The sequence below is a fragment of the Primorskyibacter flagellatus genome, from assembly GCF_048268605.1.
GTDB classification, from domain to species: Bacteria; Pseudomonadota; Alphaproteobacteria; order Rhodobacterales; family Rhodobacteraceae; genus Primorskyibacter; species Primorskyibacter flagellatus.
Genome location: NZ_JBLWVF010000006.1, coordinates 25,129 through 43,251 on the forward strand (window position 1 = coordinate 25,129; position 18,123 = coordinate 43,251).

At 57.6% G+C, this 18,123-nt stretch carries 16 protein-coding genes; 4 read left to right on the forward strand and 12 right to left on the reverse strand.

What is annotated here, in order from left to right:
* Nucleotides 1–58: 58 nt before the first annotated feature.
* From hpf to ACN0WV_RS08915, 5 genes are all read right to left on the reverse strand, one after another.
* Entirely contained in the window at nucleotides 59–622 is a 564-nt protein-coding gene (hpf, locus tag ACN0WV_RS08895) for a ribosome hibernation-promoting factor, HPF/YfiA family (RefSeq protein ID WP_084352877.1), read from the reverse strand.
* Between the two features lie 263 nt (nucleotides 623–885).
* A complete protein-coding gene (lptB, locus tag ACN0WV_RS08900) occupies nucleotides 886–1,644 on the reverse strand; it encodes an LPS export ABC transporter ATP-binding protein (protein ID WP_084352876.1) in 759 nt (252 codons plus the stop codon).
* Complete coding sequence (locus ACN0WV_RS08905; protein WP_417605142.1) at nucleotides 1,644–2,132, reverse strand: LptA/OstA family protein; 489 nt, start codon at nucleotides 2,130–2,132, stop codon at nucleotides 1,644–1,646. Before ACN0WV_RS08905 ends, lptB begins: the two co-directional genes overlap by 1 nt.
* Nucleotides 2,133–2,145: 13 nt before the next feature.
* Nucleotides 2,146–2,664, reverse strand: coding sequence for an LPS export ABC transporter periplasmic protein LptC (gene lptC / locus ACN0WV_RS08910; protein ID WP_417605361.1), 519 nt, complete (start codon nucleotides 2,662–2,664; stop codon nucleotides 2,146–2,148).
* Between the two features lie 98 nt (nucleotides 2,665–2,762).
* On the reverse strand, nucleotides 2,763–3,374 hold the full coding sequence (locus ACN0WV_RS08915; RefSeq protein ID WP_417605144.1) for a ribonuclease D: 612 nt from the start codon (nucleotides 3,372–3,374) through the stop codon (nucleotides 2,763–2,765).
* Nucleotides 3,375–4,299: 925 nt separating this feature from the next.
* On the opposite strand from ACN0WV_RS08915, the gene ACN0WV_RS08920 reads away from it, so the two are divergent.
* On the forward strand, nucleotides 4,300–4,971 hold the full coding sequence (locus ACN0WV_RS08920) for a sugar transferase (protein ID WP_417605146.1): 672 nt from the start codon (nucleotides 4,300–4,302) through the stop codon (nucleotides 4,969–4,971).
* Nucleotides 4,972–5,029: 58 nt separating this feature from the next.
* Here ACN0WV_RS08920 and ACN0WV_RS08925 read toward each other — a convergent pair whose 3' ends face one another.
* Nucleotides 5,030–5,581 (reverse strand): NADPH-dependent FMN reductase, encoded by a 552-nt coding sequence (locus tag ACN0WV_RS08925; protein ID WP_084352871.1) that lies wholly within the window; start codon nucleotides 5,579–5,581, stop codon nucleotides 5,030–5,032.
* 129 nt (nucleotides 5,582–5,710) lie between these two features.
* On the opposite strand from ACN0WV_RS08925, the gene ACN0WV_RS08930 reads away from it, so the two are divergent.
* The gene (locus tag ACN0WV_RS08930) at nucleotides 5,711–7,369 is read left to right on the forward strand and encodes a thiamine pyrophosphate-binding protein (RefSeq protein WP_417605148.1); all 1,659 of its coding nucleotides are present in this window, start codon (nucleotides 5,711–5,713) and stop codon (nucleotides 7,367–7,369) included.
* A gap of 29 nt (nucleotides 7,370–7,398) precedes the next feature.
* On the opposite strand, the gene ACN0WV_RS08935 is transcribed toward ACN0WV_RS08930, so the two are convergent.
* The 4 genes from ACN0WV_RS08935 to ACN0WV_RS08950 all read right to left on the reverse strand — a co-directional run bounded on the left by ACN0WV_RS08935 (nucleotide 7,399) and on the right by ACN0WV_RS08950 (nucleotide 12,033).
* Nucleotides 7,399–7,830: a universal stress protein gene (locus ACN0WV_RS08935; RefSeq protein ID WP_084352869.1), complete on the reverse strand. Its 432-nt coding sequence runs from the start codon at nucleotides 7,828–7,830 to the stop codon at nucleotides 7,399–7,401.
* Nucleotides 7,827–10,439, reverse strand: a complete 2,613-nt coding sequence (locus ACN0WV_RS08940; RefSeq protein WP_417605150.1) for a TRAP transporter permease — start codon at nucleotides 10,437–10,439, stop codon at nucleotides 7,827–7,829. Before ACN0WV_RS08940 ends, ACN0WV_RS08935 begins: the two co-directional genes overlap by 4 nt.
* 78 nt (nucleotides 10,440–10,517) lie before the next feature.
* Complete coding sequence (locus ACN0WV_RS08945; RefSeq protein WP_084352867.1) at nucleotides 10,518–11,483, reverse strand: TAXI family TRAP transporter solute-binding subunit; 966 nt, start codon at nucleotides 11,481–11,483, stop codon at nucleotides 10,518–10,520.
* Nucleotides 11,476–12,033 (reverse strand): hypothetical protein, encoded by a 558-nt coding sequence (locus ACN0WV_RS08950; protein WP_417605152.1) that lies wholly within the window; start codon nucleotides 12,031–12,033, stop codon nucleotides 11,476–11,478. Before ACN0WV_RS08950 ends, ACN0WV_RS08945 begins: the two co-directional genes overlap by 8 nt.
* Nucleotides 12,034–12,559: 526 nt before the next feature.
* Between ACN0WV_RS08950 and ade the strand changes: the two genes are divergently transcribed.
* The gene (gene ade / locus ACN0WV_RS08955) at nucleotides 12,560–14,257 is read left to right on the forward strand and encodes an adenine deaminase (protein ID WP_417605154.1); all 1,698 of its coding nucleotides are present in this window, start codon (nucleotides 12,560–12,562) and stop codon (nucleotides 14,255–14,257) included.
* 124 nt (nucleotides 14,258–14,381) lie between these two features.
* Nucleotides 14,382–16,052: a calcium-binding protein gene (locus ACN0WV_RS08960; RefSeq protein ID WP_417605156.1), complete on the forward strand. Its 1,671-nt coding sequence runs from the start codon at nucleotides 14,382–14,384 to the stop codon at nucleotides 16,050–16,052.
* 65 nt (nucleotides 16,053–16,117) lie between these two features.
* Here the strand turns inward: ACN0WV_RS08960 and rlmN are convergent, their stop codons facing one another.
* Together rlmN and ACN0WV_RS08970 are read right to left on the reverse strand one after the other, a co-directional pair.
* Complete coding sequence (gene rlmN / locus ACN0WV_RS08965; RefSeq protein WP_084352863.1) at nucleotides 16,118–17,299, reverse strand: dual-specificity RNA methyltransferase RlmN; 1,182 nt, start codon at nucleotides 17,297–17,299, stop codon at nucleotides 16,118–16,120.
* Nucleotides 17,300–17,429: 130 nt separating this feature from the next.
* Entirely contained in the window at nucleotides 17,430–17,960 is a 531-nt protein-coding gene (locus ACN0WV_RS08970) for an invasion associated locus B family protein (RefSeq protein WP_412780699.1), read from the reverse strand.
* Between the last annotated feature and the right edge of the window lie 163 nt (nucleotides 17,961–18,123).

Sequence of the window (18,123 nt, forward strand, 5' to 3'; positions counted from 1 at the left end):
CATGCCTGTCTTACCGGCGCTTTGACACAGCCTGCTGGCGTGCTGCCGAAGTGGTCGATTACGGGTCGATCCAGCCGATATTGCCGTCTTCACGGCGGTATACGACGTTCACCCCGTCCTTCTTTTCGTTTCGGAACACAAGGACCGGCGCACCGGCAAGCTCCATCTGCATGACCGCCTCACCCACGGTCAGAGAGGGTATCTTGGTTTCCATCTCTGCCACGATGATCGGTTGCAACGTGTCTGTTTCCGACTCTTCCGACTCAGAATCGCTGGCGAGGATATACGAGGCCGCCCCGAAAAGTTCAACGGGTACCGAACGGTCCTTGTGATGGTCTTTCAAACGGCGCTTGTACCGCCGGAGCTGTTTCTCCATCTTCTCGGCGCAATCATCAAAAGCCGAATATATTTCAGTGGCATAGGCCTTGGCAGTCGCGGTCAGTCCGGTCGACAGATGCACCGTCGCCTCGCAGACAAATTCATGGGCGCTCTTGGAAAAAACGACATTCGCGTCGGTTGGGCGTTCTGCATATTTCTGAACAACCGAGTTCAGCTCGTTCTTTACATGTGTTTGCAGGGCTTCGCCGACGTCAATATGTTTGCCTGTGATCTGGTAGAGCATCCTGAGATCCTTCTTATCTGACACTTCGGACATGAGACGCATGGCGATGTCCATTATACGTCAGGTCCAAAGCGGGGAAAAACATCACTGAAAAGAGCATTGGCTTTCCTCCGGAGAAACCGAGATGCAGAGCATGATGGTCTTTCTCAGTGTTGTCATGGTCCCATTTGAGGCGAGACGCAGGTCAACTGTCAATCGAATCCGGCCCGGAACCGCGCAAATTTAGTTGAAAACTTGCCCTTGACGTTGGGCGATCGGCGACGTCATGAGATCTTGAAATTATCACCGAGATAGACGCGCCGCACGTTTTCATTCTGGACAACCTCTTCCGGCGTCCCGGACATCAGCACCGTACCGTCATGCAGGATGTAAGCACGATCAACGATTTCCAGCGTTTCGCGGACGTTGTGATCGGTGATCAGCACGCCGATGCCGCGTTTTTTCAGGTCGGCAACAAGATGACGGATCTCATTGACGGAAATCGGGTCGACGCCAGCAAACGGTTCGTCCAGCAGCAGATATTTGGGATCGGCGGCCAGGCAGCGGGCAATCTCGACCCGGCGACGCTCGCCCCCTGACAGGGCCAATGCTGGCGCACGGCGCAAATGCTCAATGGAGAACTCGCTCAGCAATTCCTCCAGGCGTTCGCGCTGCTTGTGGTGGTCCGATTGGCTGATGTCCAGAATTGCCGCAATGTTGTCCTCGACCGAGAGGCCACGAAAAATCGACATTTCCTGTGGAAGATAGCCGATGCCATATTTTGCACGGCGGTACATTGGCAGGTAGGTTGCGTCGCGCCCGTCGATCGTGACTTGCCCACCTTCCGGACTGACCAGACCTGCGATCGCATAAAATGTCGTGGTCTTGCCAGACCCGTTGGGCCCAAGCAGGCCCACAACCTCGCCGCGCCGTAAATTCAAGCTGACATCGCGGATCACCACGCGCTTGCGATAACTTTTCCGCAAGTGTTCAACACGCAATCCGTTTCCGCCCTCGGTCACTTTCAGTTCCGGGGGCGTCATTACTGATCGCCGTTTTGCAGAATGGTCTTCACCCGACCGCTCATCTGCGCAGTGCCCGCGTCCAGATCGACGCGCATACGCTCTGACGTGACGGCACTTGGGCCTTGTGTCAGCAGAACGTTTCCAGCCATGTCGATGGTTCCGCCGTCGATGTCATAATCGGCGCGCTCGGCCTCGGCCGCATCCTCTCCACTGACAAGGGTCACGCCGCCGGTCGCTTCAAGCCGGTCGATCTTGCTGTTGTCTTCCGCGAAGACCACCAGAACCCGCGGTGCCGCAAGCCGCATGTCGCCCTGACCGATGACGACGTTGCCGGTATAAAGTGCAGTGCCATCCGATTGATTGACTGAAAGGTTGTCAGCCGTGACCTCAACAGGGCCGGAACTGTCCTGACGAGACGCGCCAAACGCGACATTGGCCCCCTGCGCGTAAACCGGCAACGGCAGGATGAGAGCAAGCGCCAAAAGCGCGGGACGGATCGGCAACATGGGTCAGTTCTTTCTAGTTTTGCGGATCGTATACCAGTTTTACACCATCGGTGAACAGCAAACGGACATCCTCGCCATCGCCGATCGTTTCTATGCGCATTCGGCCAGCATTGAGTGTTCCGGCAGGGCCCGTCGCTTCGACCGGTCCGGTGCTTTCCGCCTCGATCCGACTGAGTGAGGCGGAAAGCTCTTGCGTTGTCATAACATAGCCGGTTGAGCTTTCGATCAACACCTCACCGGACAATATTGCCGTGTCGTCAAGATCGCTGAACGTGGCGCTGTGGGCGTTCAGCATGATCTGACTTTCGTCCTTCATCTTCATGCGCGCGATCACAGAGGACGCAAAGGCGCGGCCCGGCTCTTCCGGGTCGGGGCGCGCGCTTTCGGCGGTGATGGTCAACAAGGCACCGCTGCTTGTCGCGCCCGAGAAATAAGGTGCCGTCACCTGCTGCGATGACGCACGGTCGGCCATCTCTGCATCACTGAACGGCAGGTCCGCGCCTGGGTCGATTTCTGTCGACAGCAAGAACACCGTCGACAACAAACCCAACGCGATAAGCGGCAAGAGGATCTTCAACCAAGCGATGACGCGTGAATATGTGCCGCTTGACCGCGCCATTCCAAGGCCGATCAGTGCGAGAAGATGTCGATTTCGGGCCAGCCGGCAAGGTCCAGCTTCGCCCGCATCGGCAGGAAGTCATAACATGCCTGCGCCATTTCACTGCGCCCTTCGCGTGCAAGCATCATGTCCAACGCCTCGCGCAGACGGTGCAGATACAAGACGTCGGAAGCCGCATAGTCGATCTGCGCGCGGCTCAATTCATCAGCTCCCCAATCGCTCGATTGCTGTTGTTTGGAAATGTCGATGTTCAGCAGTTCTTGCAACAGGTTCTTGAGCCCATGTCGGTCCGTATAGGTACGCACCAGTTTGGATGCGATCTTGGTGCAGTAGACCGGTGCCGTCAGCGCGCCAAACGCATTGTATAATGCAGCGATGTCAAACCGCCCGAAATGGAACAGCTTCAGGACCTCTGGATCCTCCAGCATCCGGCACAGGTTCGGCGCTGCGTTTTGACCCTTGGCGATCTGGACCAAATGCGCATTGCCGTCGCCGGCAGACAGTTGTACGACACACAGCCTGTCACGATGCGGATGCAGGCCCATCGTCTCGCAATCAATTGCAACAACAGGCCCAAACTGCAGGTCATCAGGCAGATCGCCCTGATACAGAGTATTGGCCACGACTTCGCTCCTGCTTCATAATCCGGTTGATGCGAAATAGTCCTTCGCTATGCCGCTTGCAACCGCGGTGAAGGATCAAAAACTGACGCCATTACACGTCACATTGTCGCCGAATCGTGTCAGCGCTGTCGTGAAGTAGCAGCAGCGATTCGGAAAATTGGTCACGAAGCCGATCAACTTGACACATTTTCTGTAACATATCGTAAGATTTGTAGTGTCTCGCTGCATCTCTGGTTTTTCCCGGCCGCGTCCCTACTCGCCTTTTTGTAGAGTCCTTTTTGTCCATTTACCGTCAGCATGACGTGATCGTTACCACATGCGTCGTACCTACTCTCGGGACCTCCATGGCTCTGTTTTCGTCAGAGCTTTGGTAGCTAAGCGTCCACTTTACCCAAAAAATCAAAGGAAAGCGTTAGAAAACTAGACTGTTTATCCTCCTTTGGAAAAAACGGCGATCTCGCACTCGATCGGACATTCGGAAATCCGGCTTGAAAGCGAACGAAATCGTGACGCAAACCTACCGGATTTCCCCTTCAAGAAAGTGCGCCGTGCACCTAACTAACCCGTCCGGCAGTGGCCGTTTCGGCGGTGATTTTCAACCCAGAGATGTGTGATCGCTCGCCTGTTGATGGAAACAATCGTGGTCGCCATAAGTCCATCAGATGAACGAATTTAATGAGAAATTTTCTTAGTTCGTCTGAATGCACTTGGGGGCTGGTGTGTGTCGTTTGGAGTGAGGGTAAGTTTTGTAAAACCCATTGATGCCAAGATCGTCCAACATGCCGTTATACGGCGTCTTGTTGGTTCACTGTATCGCATGTTGCGATGCAATGATGTCGCTCTTGGTGGGTTCTACGGATGATTTGTTACCCATAGTTGTGTGCCTTCTGAGAGGACTTTTTTTGTGACCTTGCATATGAGAAATATGTTGCCGAACGCTGAACCTGAAGTGTTCATTGATCGGCCAATCGTGATCCGTTCTGCGCGCCGACCGTTTTATGAAACTTCCGGCAAACGCTTTTTGGACATCGTTCTGGCAATTATTGCCATCCTGCCACTGCTGGCGATCATGGTGATCCTTGTGCCCTTGATCCTGCTGGATGGCGGAAGCCCGATCTATTTTCAAAAACGCATCGGCCGGAACGGCAAGACCTTCCGGATGTGGAAGCTGCGGAGCATGGTGCCGAACGCGGATCGCGCATTGTCCGCCTTTTTGGACGAGAACCCCGCAGCGCGCGCCGAATGGGATCATAGTCAAAAGCTGGTCCATGATCCGCGCATCACTTTTGTTGGGCGCTTTATCCGCAAGACCTCCTTGGACGAGCTACCCCAGCTTTGGAACGTCCTGAAGGGCGACATGTCTTTGGTTGGTCCGCGGCCTATGATGCTGTGCCAGCGTCGCCTTTATCCTGGAACGGCCTATTACGCACTGCGTCCGGGTATCACCGGGTTCTGGCAAATTTCTGCTCGGAACAAATCGAGCTTTGCTGACCGCGCCTCCTTTGACGCGGACTACCTGAACGACCTTTCGATGCGCACCGACCTGAAGGTCATGCTGCGCACAGTAGGTGTGGTCCTGCGCGGTACTGGCTGCTGAGCTCTACCATCCGAGCCAACAAAGAGGGTCGCTATTTCGCGGCCCTTTTTGTTTCCGGTTAAGGTTTGCGGCGCAACGCTTCGGACCGCAACTCTTTCATCAATTCCTTTAATACCTTTTGATACAGCTCGTTTGGCAATTCACCATCTTCGGTGAATTCCCTTGTCGGGCCGGCAAGGTGCATCTCCGGACCAGGCAACACATGCGGCCGGAATGGGTTCAGGCACAGACGCAGCACCCATTGAGACCTTTCGCCCCCTGCCCGACCGGCCGCAGAGGACATCACAGCAACCGGCTTGTCCCTCCAGGGGTTGCCTTCCGTGCGGCTGACCCAATCAAGAGCATTCTTCAAAACGCCTGATATCGCCTTGTTATACTCTGGAGTAGAGATCACCACAGCGTCCGCAAAGGCGATCTGATCCGCCAAAAGCTGCACCTCGGGTGGAATACCCGGTCCATCCTGAATGTCCTGATCAAAAAGCGGCAGATGTAGATCGGCCAGCATGAATTGCGCTGTCCCGAAATGGCGCGCAGCCTGATGGACAAGCTTTGTATTGGTCGATGCGGCACGCAACGAGCCGGATATTCCCAGCAGGGCAAGTTCGGTCATATAAGTCCTCTGAACAGGTTGTCGTCCGAACGTAGCTGGGGTGCGGCCCAGTGCAAGACCCTTGTCGGCTTGCACTCGCCGGATCAGTGTCCCAAGGTTTGCCAAACCTTATCAAACTCGGAGCGGCAGATGAAACGGCACGGCGGTCAAATCCTCACGGATCAGCTTGTAAAACTCGGTGTCGAGCGGGTGTTCTCTGTGCCAGGCGAAAGTTTTCTTGCCGCGCTCGACGGGCTTCATGACAGTGGTATCCAGAACGTCGTGTGCCGACACGAGGGCGGCGCCTCAATGATGGCTGAGGCGCATGGCAAGCTGACTGGTCGACCCGGTGTCGCTTTCGTAACGCGCGGGCCGGGGGCTACGAACGCCAGCGCCGGCATACATGTCGCGCGACAGGACAGCACACCGATGGTGTTGTTTGTCGGCCAGATCGCCCGCGGACACCGTGACCGAGAGGCGTTCCAGGAAGTCGATTATCGCGCCATGTTCGGATCACTGGCGAAATGGGTCGCGGAAATCGAAGAGACCGCCCGCATCCCTGAATACGTCGCGCGGGCCTTCCGTGTTGCGACCTCCGGAAGGCCCGGTCCGGTCGTGTTGGCGCTGCCAGAGGATATGCTGTCAGCCGGCGCAGAGGTGCCGGATTTCTCCGGCACGGGTGCCGCCATCGGCCGACCGGCGCACGAAGACGTACAGACGCTGCTGGACAAGCTGCATCGCGCCGAGCGGCCCTTGGTCGTCGCAGGCGGTCCCGGCTGGAGCGCGGCGGCGGCATTGAATCTCGCGCGGTTTGCTGAAACGCAGAATATCCCGGTCGCTGTCAGTTTCCGCAGGCAGGGGCATCTTGACAATCGTCATGCCTGTTATGTCGGCGATCTGGGCGTCGGTGCCAACCCCAAGCTGTCACGGCGGGTCCGCGACTCGGACTGCTTATTGCTACTTGGTACGCGGTTCGGTGATATTGAAACGGCCGGCTATACCCTGCCCGACCCCGCCGACACGAACAAATCGCTTTTGCATGTGCTGCCTGATCCGGATGAGATCGGTGCCGTTTATGGCGTGGAAGCGTCGTTGGCCTGCGCCGCCCCTGCCGCCCTTGAGGTGCTGGCAGAACTGCCCGGCAATCAGGGCTGGCCCGAATGGACCGCCTCTGCCCGCGCCGATTATGAGGCATGGCGCGAACCTCAGGAAACCCCCGGCGCAGTGAAACTGGAACAAGTGCTGCGCTGGATGTCCGACACGCTGCCCGATGATGCGATCATCACCAACGGAGCCGGTAACTATGCGGCATTCATCCACCGCTATTACCAGTTCCGCCAATATGATGCGCAGCTGGCGCCCACATCCGGCTCTATGGGATATGGCTTTCCGTCGGCGATCGCGGCCAAATTGCAGCACCCGGACCGGGTGGTGGTATGTCTGGCGGGCGACGGCTGCTTCCAGATGACATTGAACGAGATGTCGACAGCACGGCAGCACGGCGCTGCAGTGATCACGATTGTGGTCAATAACGGGCGGTACGGGACAATCCGGATGCATCAGGAAAAGACTTATCCCGGTCGTGTTTCCGGGACAGAGATGGCTAATCCAGACTTCGCGGCGCTGGCGCGCGCCTATGGCGGGCATGGCGAGCGCGTGGAGACCACTGAAGCCTTTGGAGAAGCATTTGCGCGCGCGCGCGCATCGGGCCTGCCATCTGTGATCGAGGTGGTCACTGATCCGGAGATGCTGTCAACGACGATGACAGTCAGCCAATTCCGGGCATTGGGCGAGAAGGCAAAAGGCTGACGCCCCCGCCTTCTCAGGAAATTTGCGCTTTACCGGACCACATAGACCGAGGATTTTGCAAATCGAACGACGCGCGCCGCATTTGGTCCCAAAAGGTAATCCTTGAGGTCCGGTTTATGCGCGCCCAGCACGATCAGTTCGGGCGTTGTCTCTCGGGCGACTTTGAGGATTTCCTCGTAGGCTTTTCCGGTCGACACGATGTGGCGCACGTTTTTTGCATTTTCCGCGCCCAGAATATTTTCAACGAACTTGTGCAGCTCCTGACTGACGTGCTTCACCGCTTTTTCGTGATGATGCGCCTCGAAGAAGCCAGCAACCATGCTGCTGCCGAAATCAGGCACCACGGTCACCACATCCAATGACGCGCCATCCAGAACCGCCAGCTGCGCCGCGCGCTCTAGAACCTGCACCTCCTGTCCGGTTTCGTTGATGTCCACCGCGCACAAAACAGATTTACTCATGCGATAGCTCCTTCGGTTTCGCGACCACTACGCGCATGTTGCAAATAGGCAATCAAACCCAGCAAGAGAAGTGTCGGAATGAAGATAAGCTCTTTCGGCCATTGGTCGGCGGGCACCCGAACGCGGGTGATTTCCACAGGATTATCACCGTAGAAATCGAAGCTGCCAAGCACATCAAAGAAAGGCGACGTCGGGAACGGCTCTTCCATCACGGTGCGCCCCTCCTCATCCTGGACCAGGACAATGCCCTTGCCGTCCAGACGTTCGGCACCTGTGCCCTCGCTTTCGATATTAAGAACCAAGGTTGTCTCCGACGCTTCCCCGGACAGGAAGTCCGGTCCGAAGACCCGGATCCGGGCGACATCGCCGACTTCGGCCTCGTCCAGAACCTGTTCAAGCTGCGACGCTTCGAAATCCGCGTAGGGCGGCTGGAACCTGTCCAGCACAATTCCCGGCCGGAACAGAACGAAGGCAATCAGCACCAGTGCGACGCTTTCCCAGATCCGCGACTTGGTGAGGAACCAGCCCATCGTACCCGCCGTGAAAACAAGTATGGCGATGGTCGCGACAATGAAGATGATGATGCCCTGCACCCATCCCACGTCGATCAGCAGAAGATCGGTGTTGAAGATGAACATGAAGGGCAGCGCCACGGTCCGCAGGCTGTAGAAGAAGGCGATGAACCCTGTGCGGATCGCATCCCCGCCAGACACCGCAGCAGCGGCAAAGCTGGCAAGCCCCACGGGCGGCGTCACATCCGCCATGATGCCGAAGTAGAACACGAAGAGGTGCACCGCGATAAGCGGAACGATCAGCCCCGACTGTGCCCCCAACTCCACCACAACTCCCGCCATCAGCGAACTGACGACGATGTAGTTGGCGGTCGTCGGCAGGCCCATCCCAAGGATGAGGCTGAGGATACCCACCATAACCAGCATCAGGATCAGGTTCCCGCCCGACAGGAATTCGACCAGATCGGCCATGACCTGACCCACACCGGTCAACGTCACCGTGCCGACGATCACGCCCGCAGTGGCGGTTGCCAGACCGATGCCGATCATGTTGCGCGCGCCGTCGATCATTCCGCTGATAAGATCCAGAACACCCAGCTTGAAGGCGTTGAATACTTCGCTTTCGCCGCGGAACATCGCTTTCAGCGGTCGCTGCGTCAGCAAGATGCCAAACAACAGGAAGGATGCCCAGAATGCGGATAGACCCGGCGATTTCTGCTCGATCATCAGGAAATAGACCAGCACGATGATCGGCAGCAGGTAATAGAGGCCGGATTTGTAGATTTCGCCCACCACCGGCAGGGTCACGTCTTCGGAATTGGGGTCGTCAGGTTCCAGATCCGGAACCTGTGCTGCGAGGTACAACAACACGAGATAGGCTGCAAAGGTCAGTGCTGCCAGAACCCATGCCGCGCCCTCGGGCATCAAGGATGTGACAAGGGCAACCGGATATTTCGTGCCGTAGCACAGCGCCGCGAAACCCACGAAGAACGCCGCCATACCGCCGACGGTCTTGCCCATGCTGACAACGCGATCGCCCAGCGTCGGCATGTTCAGCTTTACCGCTTCAAGATGCACGATATAGACCAGCGCGATGTAGGAAATCACCGCAGGCAGAAAGGCATGCGTGATGACCTCGACATAGGAAATGCCGACATATTCAACCATCAGGAAGGCTGCGGCCCCCATGACGGGCGGCATGATCTGACCGTTCACCGAAGAAGCAACCTCAACCGCGCCGGCCTTTTCAGACGAAAAGCCCACGCGCTTCATCAGCGGAATGGTGAATGTCCCGGTTGTGACCACGTTGGCAATTGAAGAACCCGAAATGAGGCCGGTTGCCGCAGAGCCGACAACAGCCGCTTTCGCAGGGCCACCGCGCAGGTGGCCAAGCGCGCCGAAAGCCATCTTGATGAAGTAGTTGCCCGCACCCGCCTTGTCCAACAGCGCGCCGAACAACACGAAGAGAAAGACGAATTTCGTTGAAACCCCCAGCGCGATCCCGAACACGCCTTCCGAGGTGATCCACATGTGGCTCATCGCCTTTTGCAGCGAGGCACCTTTCCAGCGGATGACTTCCGGGACGGCAGCGGACGCACCGAAGAAAACATATAGCAGGAAGATCGTGGCGATGATCGCCATGGCCGGGCCAAGCGCGCGACGCGCACCCTCGAACAGGATAATCAGTCCGGCCAGCGCGAACCACTTGTCAGTGTCGTCAGCCAGGCCACCGGACGAGACGATCTTTTCATAGAAGAAATAACCATAAAGCGCGAGGAACGCGCCGAAGAGGCCCATGGCCCAGTCCTGAATCGGAATATAATGTCTTGGGCTGGATTTCAGTGCCGGATAGGCCATGAACGCCAGGAAGACTGCGAATGCCAGATGGATTTGACGCGAATTGTTGATGATATCGCCCGGAAGCAGAAGGTTTGACACTGGTGATGCCAGGAGAACCTGGAAAAGAGACCAGACCAACGCCACAACAGCCATGAACAGTGCAACGCTGCCTTGCGGACTGCGCGCGCCGGAATCTGACGATGTAACGAGATCCTGTAGCTCTTCTTCGGACAAAGCCCGGTTCTTGGTATCGGCCATCCGTCAGCCTCCTATTGGCGAAAAATATACTCTAAACGAATTCGGGGGGCGCAATCGCCCCCCGATATGGTCAGCCAATCATTCGATCAGGCCAGCCTCAGTGTAGTATTTCTCGGCACCCGGATGCAGCGGCGCGGAAAGACCGTCATTTGCCATCTCTTCCTTGGTGAGATTGGCGAAAGCCGGGTGCAGCTGCTTGAAGTCGTCGAAGTTCTCGAAGACCGCAGATGTCAGAGCATAGACCGCATCCTCGGACACATCAGCCGAAGACACCAAGGTGGCACCAACACCGAAGGTTGTGACGTCCTCATCCGATCCACGGTACATACCACCCGGGATCGTCGCGACGCGGTAGAACGGATAATCCGCGACCAGTTTATCAACGGTTTCGCCAGTTACGTTAACCAGGACGGAATCGCACGCTGTGGTGGCTTCCTGAATGGACCCGGAAGGGTGACCGACCGTGTAGACCATCGCGTCAATCTGGTTGTCGCAAAGTGCTGCGGACTGTTCTGCCGCTTTCAACTCTGTCGCCAAAGCGAAGTCTCCAGCGCTCCAGCCCATTGCCTCCAACAGAACTTCCATCGTCGCGCGCTGGCCGGACCCGGGGTTGCCGATGTTCACGCGCTTGCCCTTGAGGTCCTCGAAAGAGGAGATGCCTGCATCGGCGCGCGCCACAACTGTGAACGGCTCTGGGTGAATCGAGAATACCGAGCGCAGACCTTCAAACGGTTCGCCGTCGAACTGCTCGACACCTTCATAGGCATTATACTGGATGTCCGACTGTGCGACGCCGAATTCAAGCTCGCCCGCGCGGATTGTGTTGACGTTGTAAACCGAACCACCCGTCGACTCTACAGAGCAACGGATGCCATGATCCTTGCGGCCCTTGTTGACCAGACGGCAGATTGCACCTCCGGTCGGGTAATAGACACCGGTCACGCCGCCGGTCCCGATGGTGATGAAATCCTGCGCCATCGCAGCAGGTGCCATCGCGACCCCCGCGACCATGACAGCAGCGCCCAGTCCCAATTTGTTAAACATAGATATACTCCTTTACGTTGGTTCCAGTTTCTTGATCAGATCGACCGAACTCTTGCAGGGTCCGGTTTTGCACTTCGATGTTTCGCGCACTCGCCAAGACATCACGGTTCATGTTGTCGTTCGACATAGTGAACATCGTCCCCTCGAACGCCAGGTTCGCGACGCATATGTGGAGGTCGTTTGGCATAACTATCCGAACGATGACCGCATGGATTGCAAAGGTCAACGCCAGAGATGCACTGTGATCCGTCGAGATGACGGCTACGGCCTCCCGGCGGTGATCCGGCATTTCAGCAAAAGCCACGCATTCGGCGAAAGAGGTTTTTGTCGCTTGCACCAGAACATTTTGCTTCTGAAAACGCCGCGCAAGCGGGCGACCAACCGCGCGCGGCCGTTCGGAAATTCGTGATGCGTGCTGGGCCGATCTGCGGCGCGGCGCGTTCTGTCGCGTCTCGCGACCCCGGCAAACCTGCTTCTTGGGCACCCGGAAAGAAGGCGACGCCATAAAAGTGCCGAACGTCGAGAGCGGGCGCACGGAATCGTTGCCCACCCCAAATCGGCGGCGGTCAATACCCTCTGCATGGCTATGTCCAATGACAAAGCTCGCAGTGCATTTTACAGTTCTTCTGCGAGTCCAACCTGTGCTTTCAGGCATGTCTTTTTTTCTCCCCCCAAGTCGAAATCTACGCACCCGGCTCGTCACCTGTCAACAATTAGGCCCATGCTATTTCTGCGTGAGTATGCGGGCATCCGACCCTTGATTCGTCCCCATGCCTCCGCAAGATCACCACCCGTCTTTGTCGAAAACGCTCTGGGCAGACGGGTGCCTTGGCCAGCTTTCGGCTTGTTTCGACACCGTTTTCCGAAAGTTGTCGAAGACGCAGGCAACATTGACCCCGAATTGCCAGCGCGCCCATGCACCGCGCGATGAACGACGCGCCCAATGTGCGATGTGTTATGCATCGGGCCCGTGCAACTGAATGTTCGTCGCACAACGGCGTAATTTGGTTGCAGGCGACCACTGGACCTTTATGCGACTTTCCGCTCTGCTGGGGGCGACGCAACAGGAGGCCCACATGCCAGAACTGGAAACCCGCATTGCCGCAGGACGTGGCGATCAGCCCGCAGATACCGTGTTGCGTGGCGGCAGGATTCTGGACCTCATCACAGGCGAATTGCTGGACGGCGACGTGGCCATTCTTGGCGACACCATCGTCGGCACCTGTGACAATTACGAGGGCCGCGAGGTGATTGACGTCAGTGGGCTGATACTGGTGCCAGGCTTCATTGACACGCATCTGCATATTGAATCGTCCTGCATCACGCCCTTTGAATTTGATCGTTGTGTTGCGCCGCGCGGTGTGACCACCGCCATCTGTGATCCGCATGAGATCGCCAATGTCGTGGGCACCGATGGCATCCGCTATTTCCAGCAGGCCAGCGAACACACGGTCATGGATATCAAGGTTCAGCTGTCCTCTTGCGTGCCCTCCACGCATATGGAAACCGCCGGTGCTGAAATCCTGGCCGAGGATCTGGCCGGGCTGATGGGCCTCCCGTCGGGCATCGGGCTGGCCGAATTCATGAACTATCCTGGCGTCATTCACCGCGACCCGCAGGCGATGGCCAAGCTGCGCCTGTTCGAAGGTGGCCATGTGGACGGGCACTGTCCGCAACTCTCGGGGCGCGACCTCAACGCCTATATCGCTGCGGGGATCGGCACTGAACACGAGGCGACCACGGCCGAAGAGGCCCGTGAAAAGTTGCAAAAAGGCATGCGCGTGCTGATCCGCGAAGGGTCTGTTTCCAAGGATCTGCACGCGTTGCAGCCCGTGCTGACAGAACGAACAGCGCCTTACATGTGCCTGTGCACAGATGATCGCAACCCGCTGGACATCGCTGAATATGGCCATCTTGATTACATGATCCGCACGCTGATCGCGCTTGGCACGTCGCCGATCGCGGCCTATCGCGCTGCGTCCCTGTCAGCGGCAGAGGCGTTCGGCCTGAAGGATCGCGGGCTGATCGCCCCCGGCAAGCGTGCCGATATCGTGGCGCTGAACAGCCTGGAACAGTGCGACGCCCAAATGGTGTTTTGCGGCGGGGTGCGCGTCGGCACCGCCGCTTTTGACGCACGAGGTCATGTCGAACCCGTCGGCCGCGCCTCTGTCACTGCGCCAAAGCTGACAGAGGCAAGTTTCCGCAGCACCGGAAACCGCGAAGCAACCGATGTGATCGGCATTGTCGAAGGCAAGATCATCACCCAGCATCTGACCGAAGACATTGCCATCGTCGATGGTGACAAGGCCCCCGATACCACCCGCGACCTGATCCGCATTGCGGTGGTCGAACGGCACGGAAAAAACGGCAATATCGCCACCGGCTTTGTCCGTGGATTCGGGCTTCAGAAAGGGGCAATTGCCTCGACCGTCTGCCACGATCATCACAATATCGCCTGTGTCGGCGCGGATTATGCCGACATGGCGGTGGCGGCGAACCGGCTGGCAGAGATCGAAGGCGGGTTTGTTGTCGTCTGCGATGGAAATATCCTGGCAGAACTCGCCCTGCCCGTCGCGGGGCTGATGAGTCTTGCACCATTCGAAGAGGTCCGCGACCGGCTGACGGACCTGCGCGCAGCGGCCAAAGAGCTTGGTGTCGTGCTGGAAGAACCCTTCCTGCAACTGGCCTTCCTTGCCCTGCCCGTCATCCCGGCACTGAAAATCACCGATCGCGGTATGGTCGATGTGACGAAGTTCGAAATCATTCCGGGCTGACCCACGAAATGACGGAAAGCCGAACCTTCTGTCAAAAATAAACCACAATCATTATTGAAGTTGTGACGCAATTCGCGTCAGGGCATATTCCACCACGACAAACATTCTTTAACGAGGCATTAATATGACGGTAACGGTCAGCGTTTCATCCCGCAATCTCGACTACTTCGACGATTTCGACCTCAGTGCGCTGGGGGCGCTGTCTTTCGACGACTCTTTGGCGTCGTTCGATCCGGTATTCGGCGATGACCCTGACGTCTCGCTGTCGTCAAACAGGCTGTCATTCAGTGATAATGGCTATGCGATGAACATCCTTGGTCGCGGCTTTGCACCGACCTCATCGATCGAGGCGCTGAGCCGCGCGTTTGAAGATGGAACCGTCCGGGGGACAGTCTCGGGATTGACCTTCACAGATCACGGGACCGAAGTTCTGGGCATCAGCCTTACACCGTCGTCCTTACAGGTCCGGTATGACGACATCAGACTGGACATCAGAGGGGCGCTGCCGACCAGCCTGCCAGACATACTTGAAACCATGTTTGCGATCATTTCACTGTCGGATTCAGAGTACCTGACCGATGCGGAAATCGCCGAACAGACCGCGGTGCTTGCCGCCTATCAGGTCACCAGCCTGTCACTTTCGCAATCCGGCACCGAACTGATTTCGGCAAGCTTCAGCCGGAATACAGTGAGCGTTAGAATCGACGATTTCACACTGTCGGTCAACGGACGGTTCCCAACCGATCTGGGAAGTGCAGTGCCGATGCTTAGCTTGTTTGGCGACGACGTAAGCGGGGACTCGAGCGCATTGAGCGGCCTTCGGATCGACAACGTGATCCTGCGTGCGCCTGACAATACCGAAATCCTCCGCGCGACCGGCGACTTCATTTCTGACCTCGACGACCCAAATGCGGACGAAATCTATCTGGTTGACGGGTTTGTCTTTGATCATATGGAAATCGACGTGCCGCTTGGGGCGCAGATCAGCAACTATATGCAATCTGACTATGGCAGAGCCTATATCGCCGGTCTTGCCGGAGACGACACCATCGTCGGCAGGGATGGCACGGAAACTCTGAACGGCAACAAGGGCGACGACGTCCTGACGTCGACGGGCCCGTCCACAACGCTTCTGGGTGGCCTCGGCAATGACCGCCTGAACGGATCACGCTTTGCCGACATCATGCTGGGCGGCGACGGCGAGGATACGATCATAGGCGGGGATGGCAACGACTCGATCATGGGCGGTGACACAAGCGGAGACCGGCGTGACGATGTGTTTGCGGGCCGTGGCAATGACCATATCGACGGCGGATATGGCAATGACAGATTGCATGGCGACGATGGCAACGACACCATTATTGGCGGCTTCGGCGCAGATACGCTCCATGGCGGCAACGGCGATGATGTCCTGAGCGGATCGGATTGGGGTGACAAGATCATCGGCGGCGACGGCGATGATTTCATCAATGGCGGCTTTGGTCACGATCGGCTGCACGGCGGCACTGGTGCCGACCTGTTTTTCCATGCCGGGATCAAACTTCACAACACGGATTGGGTGAAGGACTACAACGCCGCGCAGGGTGACGTTTTGCTCAGCGGCATCCGCGGATCTTCAGCCTCGGATTACGTTGTGAATTTCGCGATCACGCCAGGGGCGGACGATCCCAATGTCGCCGAAGCCTTCATCGGATACAAACCCACGGGGCAAAAACTCTGGGCATTGGTTGATGGCGGCGATCAGACCGAGATCAACATACAGATCGCCGGCCAGATCTACGACCTGCTGGCCTAAATCTGAGCGGACCATATGGCGCGGCTTGGGAACCCCTCCGGAACCGCGCCACGCTTGAATTGAATTTACAGACCGGTTTCCTTCGCGATCTGCGCGCGGGACTTGCGGGCCCGCTCTGTCGCGGATTTCAACTGGCCACAGGCGGCCATAATGTCCTCGCCCCGGGGGGTTCGGATTGGCGAGGCATATCCGGCCTTGTAGATAATATCCGCAAACGCGTGAATGCGGTTGTTTGACGACCGTTCATATGGCGCGCCCGGCCATTCGTTGAACGGGATCAGGTTGATCTTGGCGGGGATGCCCTCGATCAGCTTGATCAGCCGATGCGCGTCCTCGTCACTGTCATTCACCCCTTTCAGCATCACATATTCAAACGTTATCCGTTCAGAGTTCGAAAGACGCGGGTATTCACGCAGCGTGTTCAAAAGCGTCTCGATATTCCAGCGCTTGTTGATCGGCACCAGCTTGTCGCGCACCTCGTCCGTGGTGGCGTGAAAGCTGACGGCCAGCAGACATCCGATCTCTTCCGCCGTCTTGGCAATCTCGGGAACGACTCCGCTGGTTGACAGCGTGATGCGGCGGCGCGACAGCGAAATCCCCTCGGGGTCCATCGCAATCTTCATCCCGTCGCGGACGTTCTCAAAGTTATATAGCGGCTCTCCCATCCCCATCAGAACGATATTGGACAGAAGGCGGGGGCCAGCGTCGTTAGCACCGACACCGGGTTTCGGCCATTCGTCCAGGTCGTCTCGCGCCAACATGATCTGCCCGACAATCTCTGCTGCGGTCAGGTTGCGGACCAGCTTTTGCGTGCCGGTGTGACAGAACGAACAGGTCAGCGTGCACCCGACCTGAGAGGAAATGCACAGCGTCCCGCGATCCGTCTCGGGGATATAGACCACCTCTACTTCATGCCCGCCCGCAATCCGCACCAGATATTTGCGCGTGCCGTCATTCGACACCTGCCGTGTCACCACCTCTGGCAGTGAAATCACGAAGGTCCGGGCCAGCATCGCGCGGTAATCCTTGGACAGGTTGGTCATCTGGTCGAAATCGCGCACGCCCCAATGATAAAGCCATTGCCAGATCTGACCGGCGCGCATCTTGGCTTGCTTCTCCGGTGTGCCCGCCTCGATCAGCGCGGCGCGCAGCCCGTCCCGCGTCAACCCGACAAGATTCACCGGCCCTTCCGGCATCTTGCGTGGAATGGTGGCAACGTCTTGCGTGATCGGCGCGCTGGCGGGCATGGTCTACGTCCTTTGAAGGTGGATGCGGGTACATATAGGATTCGCGCGGCAAAGCCAAAGGGCCAAGTACGAAAAGGCCCTTCCGATGCGGAAAGGCCTGCTTCATTGTCACAGTGGCATACGGAAAGCGTTAGCTGGCGCAGCGCTTTTCGGCATCCTCGATCGCGGCGGTGAACCCCAGCAAGGAGAACGTATCCTTGGTCTGTGTCCCGCGCGAAGATTGTGCTGTCAGCACGGCATCGGCCCCGCGCTTCATCGCAGCCACGATCTTGCCATCATCCTGCGGCGATGCGGGCCAGGCCCATTCGCCATCGGTGATCAGTTCGAATTCCGTGCCGCCAATATTGACGTTAACGGTTGATCCGCCCGCGAAGGGATACCCGCCGGTAAAGGCCAGCTGTCCCTGCACTTCGGCACCGGGGCGGTAAAACACCATAAGCAGAATGTCGCCTCGGGTCACGGCCACAACGCGCCCACCCTTGGTGTTGACGCTTTCCTTGTAGGTCGTGACGGCCCAGCATTCGCGGGGGTCGTTGCCCTCAAAAACGCTCCAATCGGTGATCGCGTTGACCTGATTGGTGCTTTCTTGCTGCGCGGCAACGCCAGTCGCGGCCAGTGCCATGAAAGCCGCGGCTGCCAAACGCGCAAAACGTGAAATCATATGTCCAGCCTCCAGCTGTCCTAAGCCTCAATTACGTTCGGATGTCCCAACCGTCCAGCGGCCTTTGATTATTGCGGGAAACACCCGTTTCCTTCTCGATAAAAGCATTCTAGCCTGAATCGCGATACGGACGAAAGACCCCGGCGGCATAAATTCGCCGTGA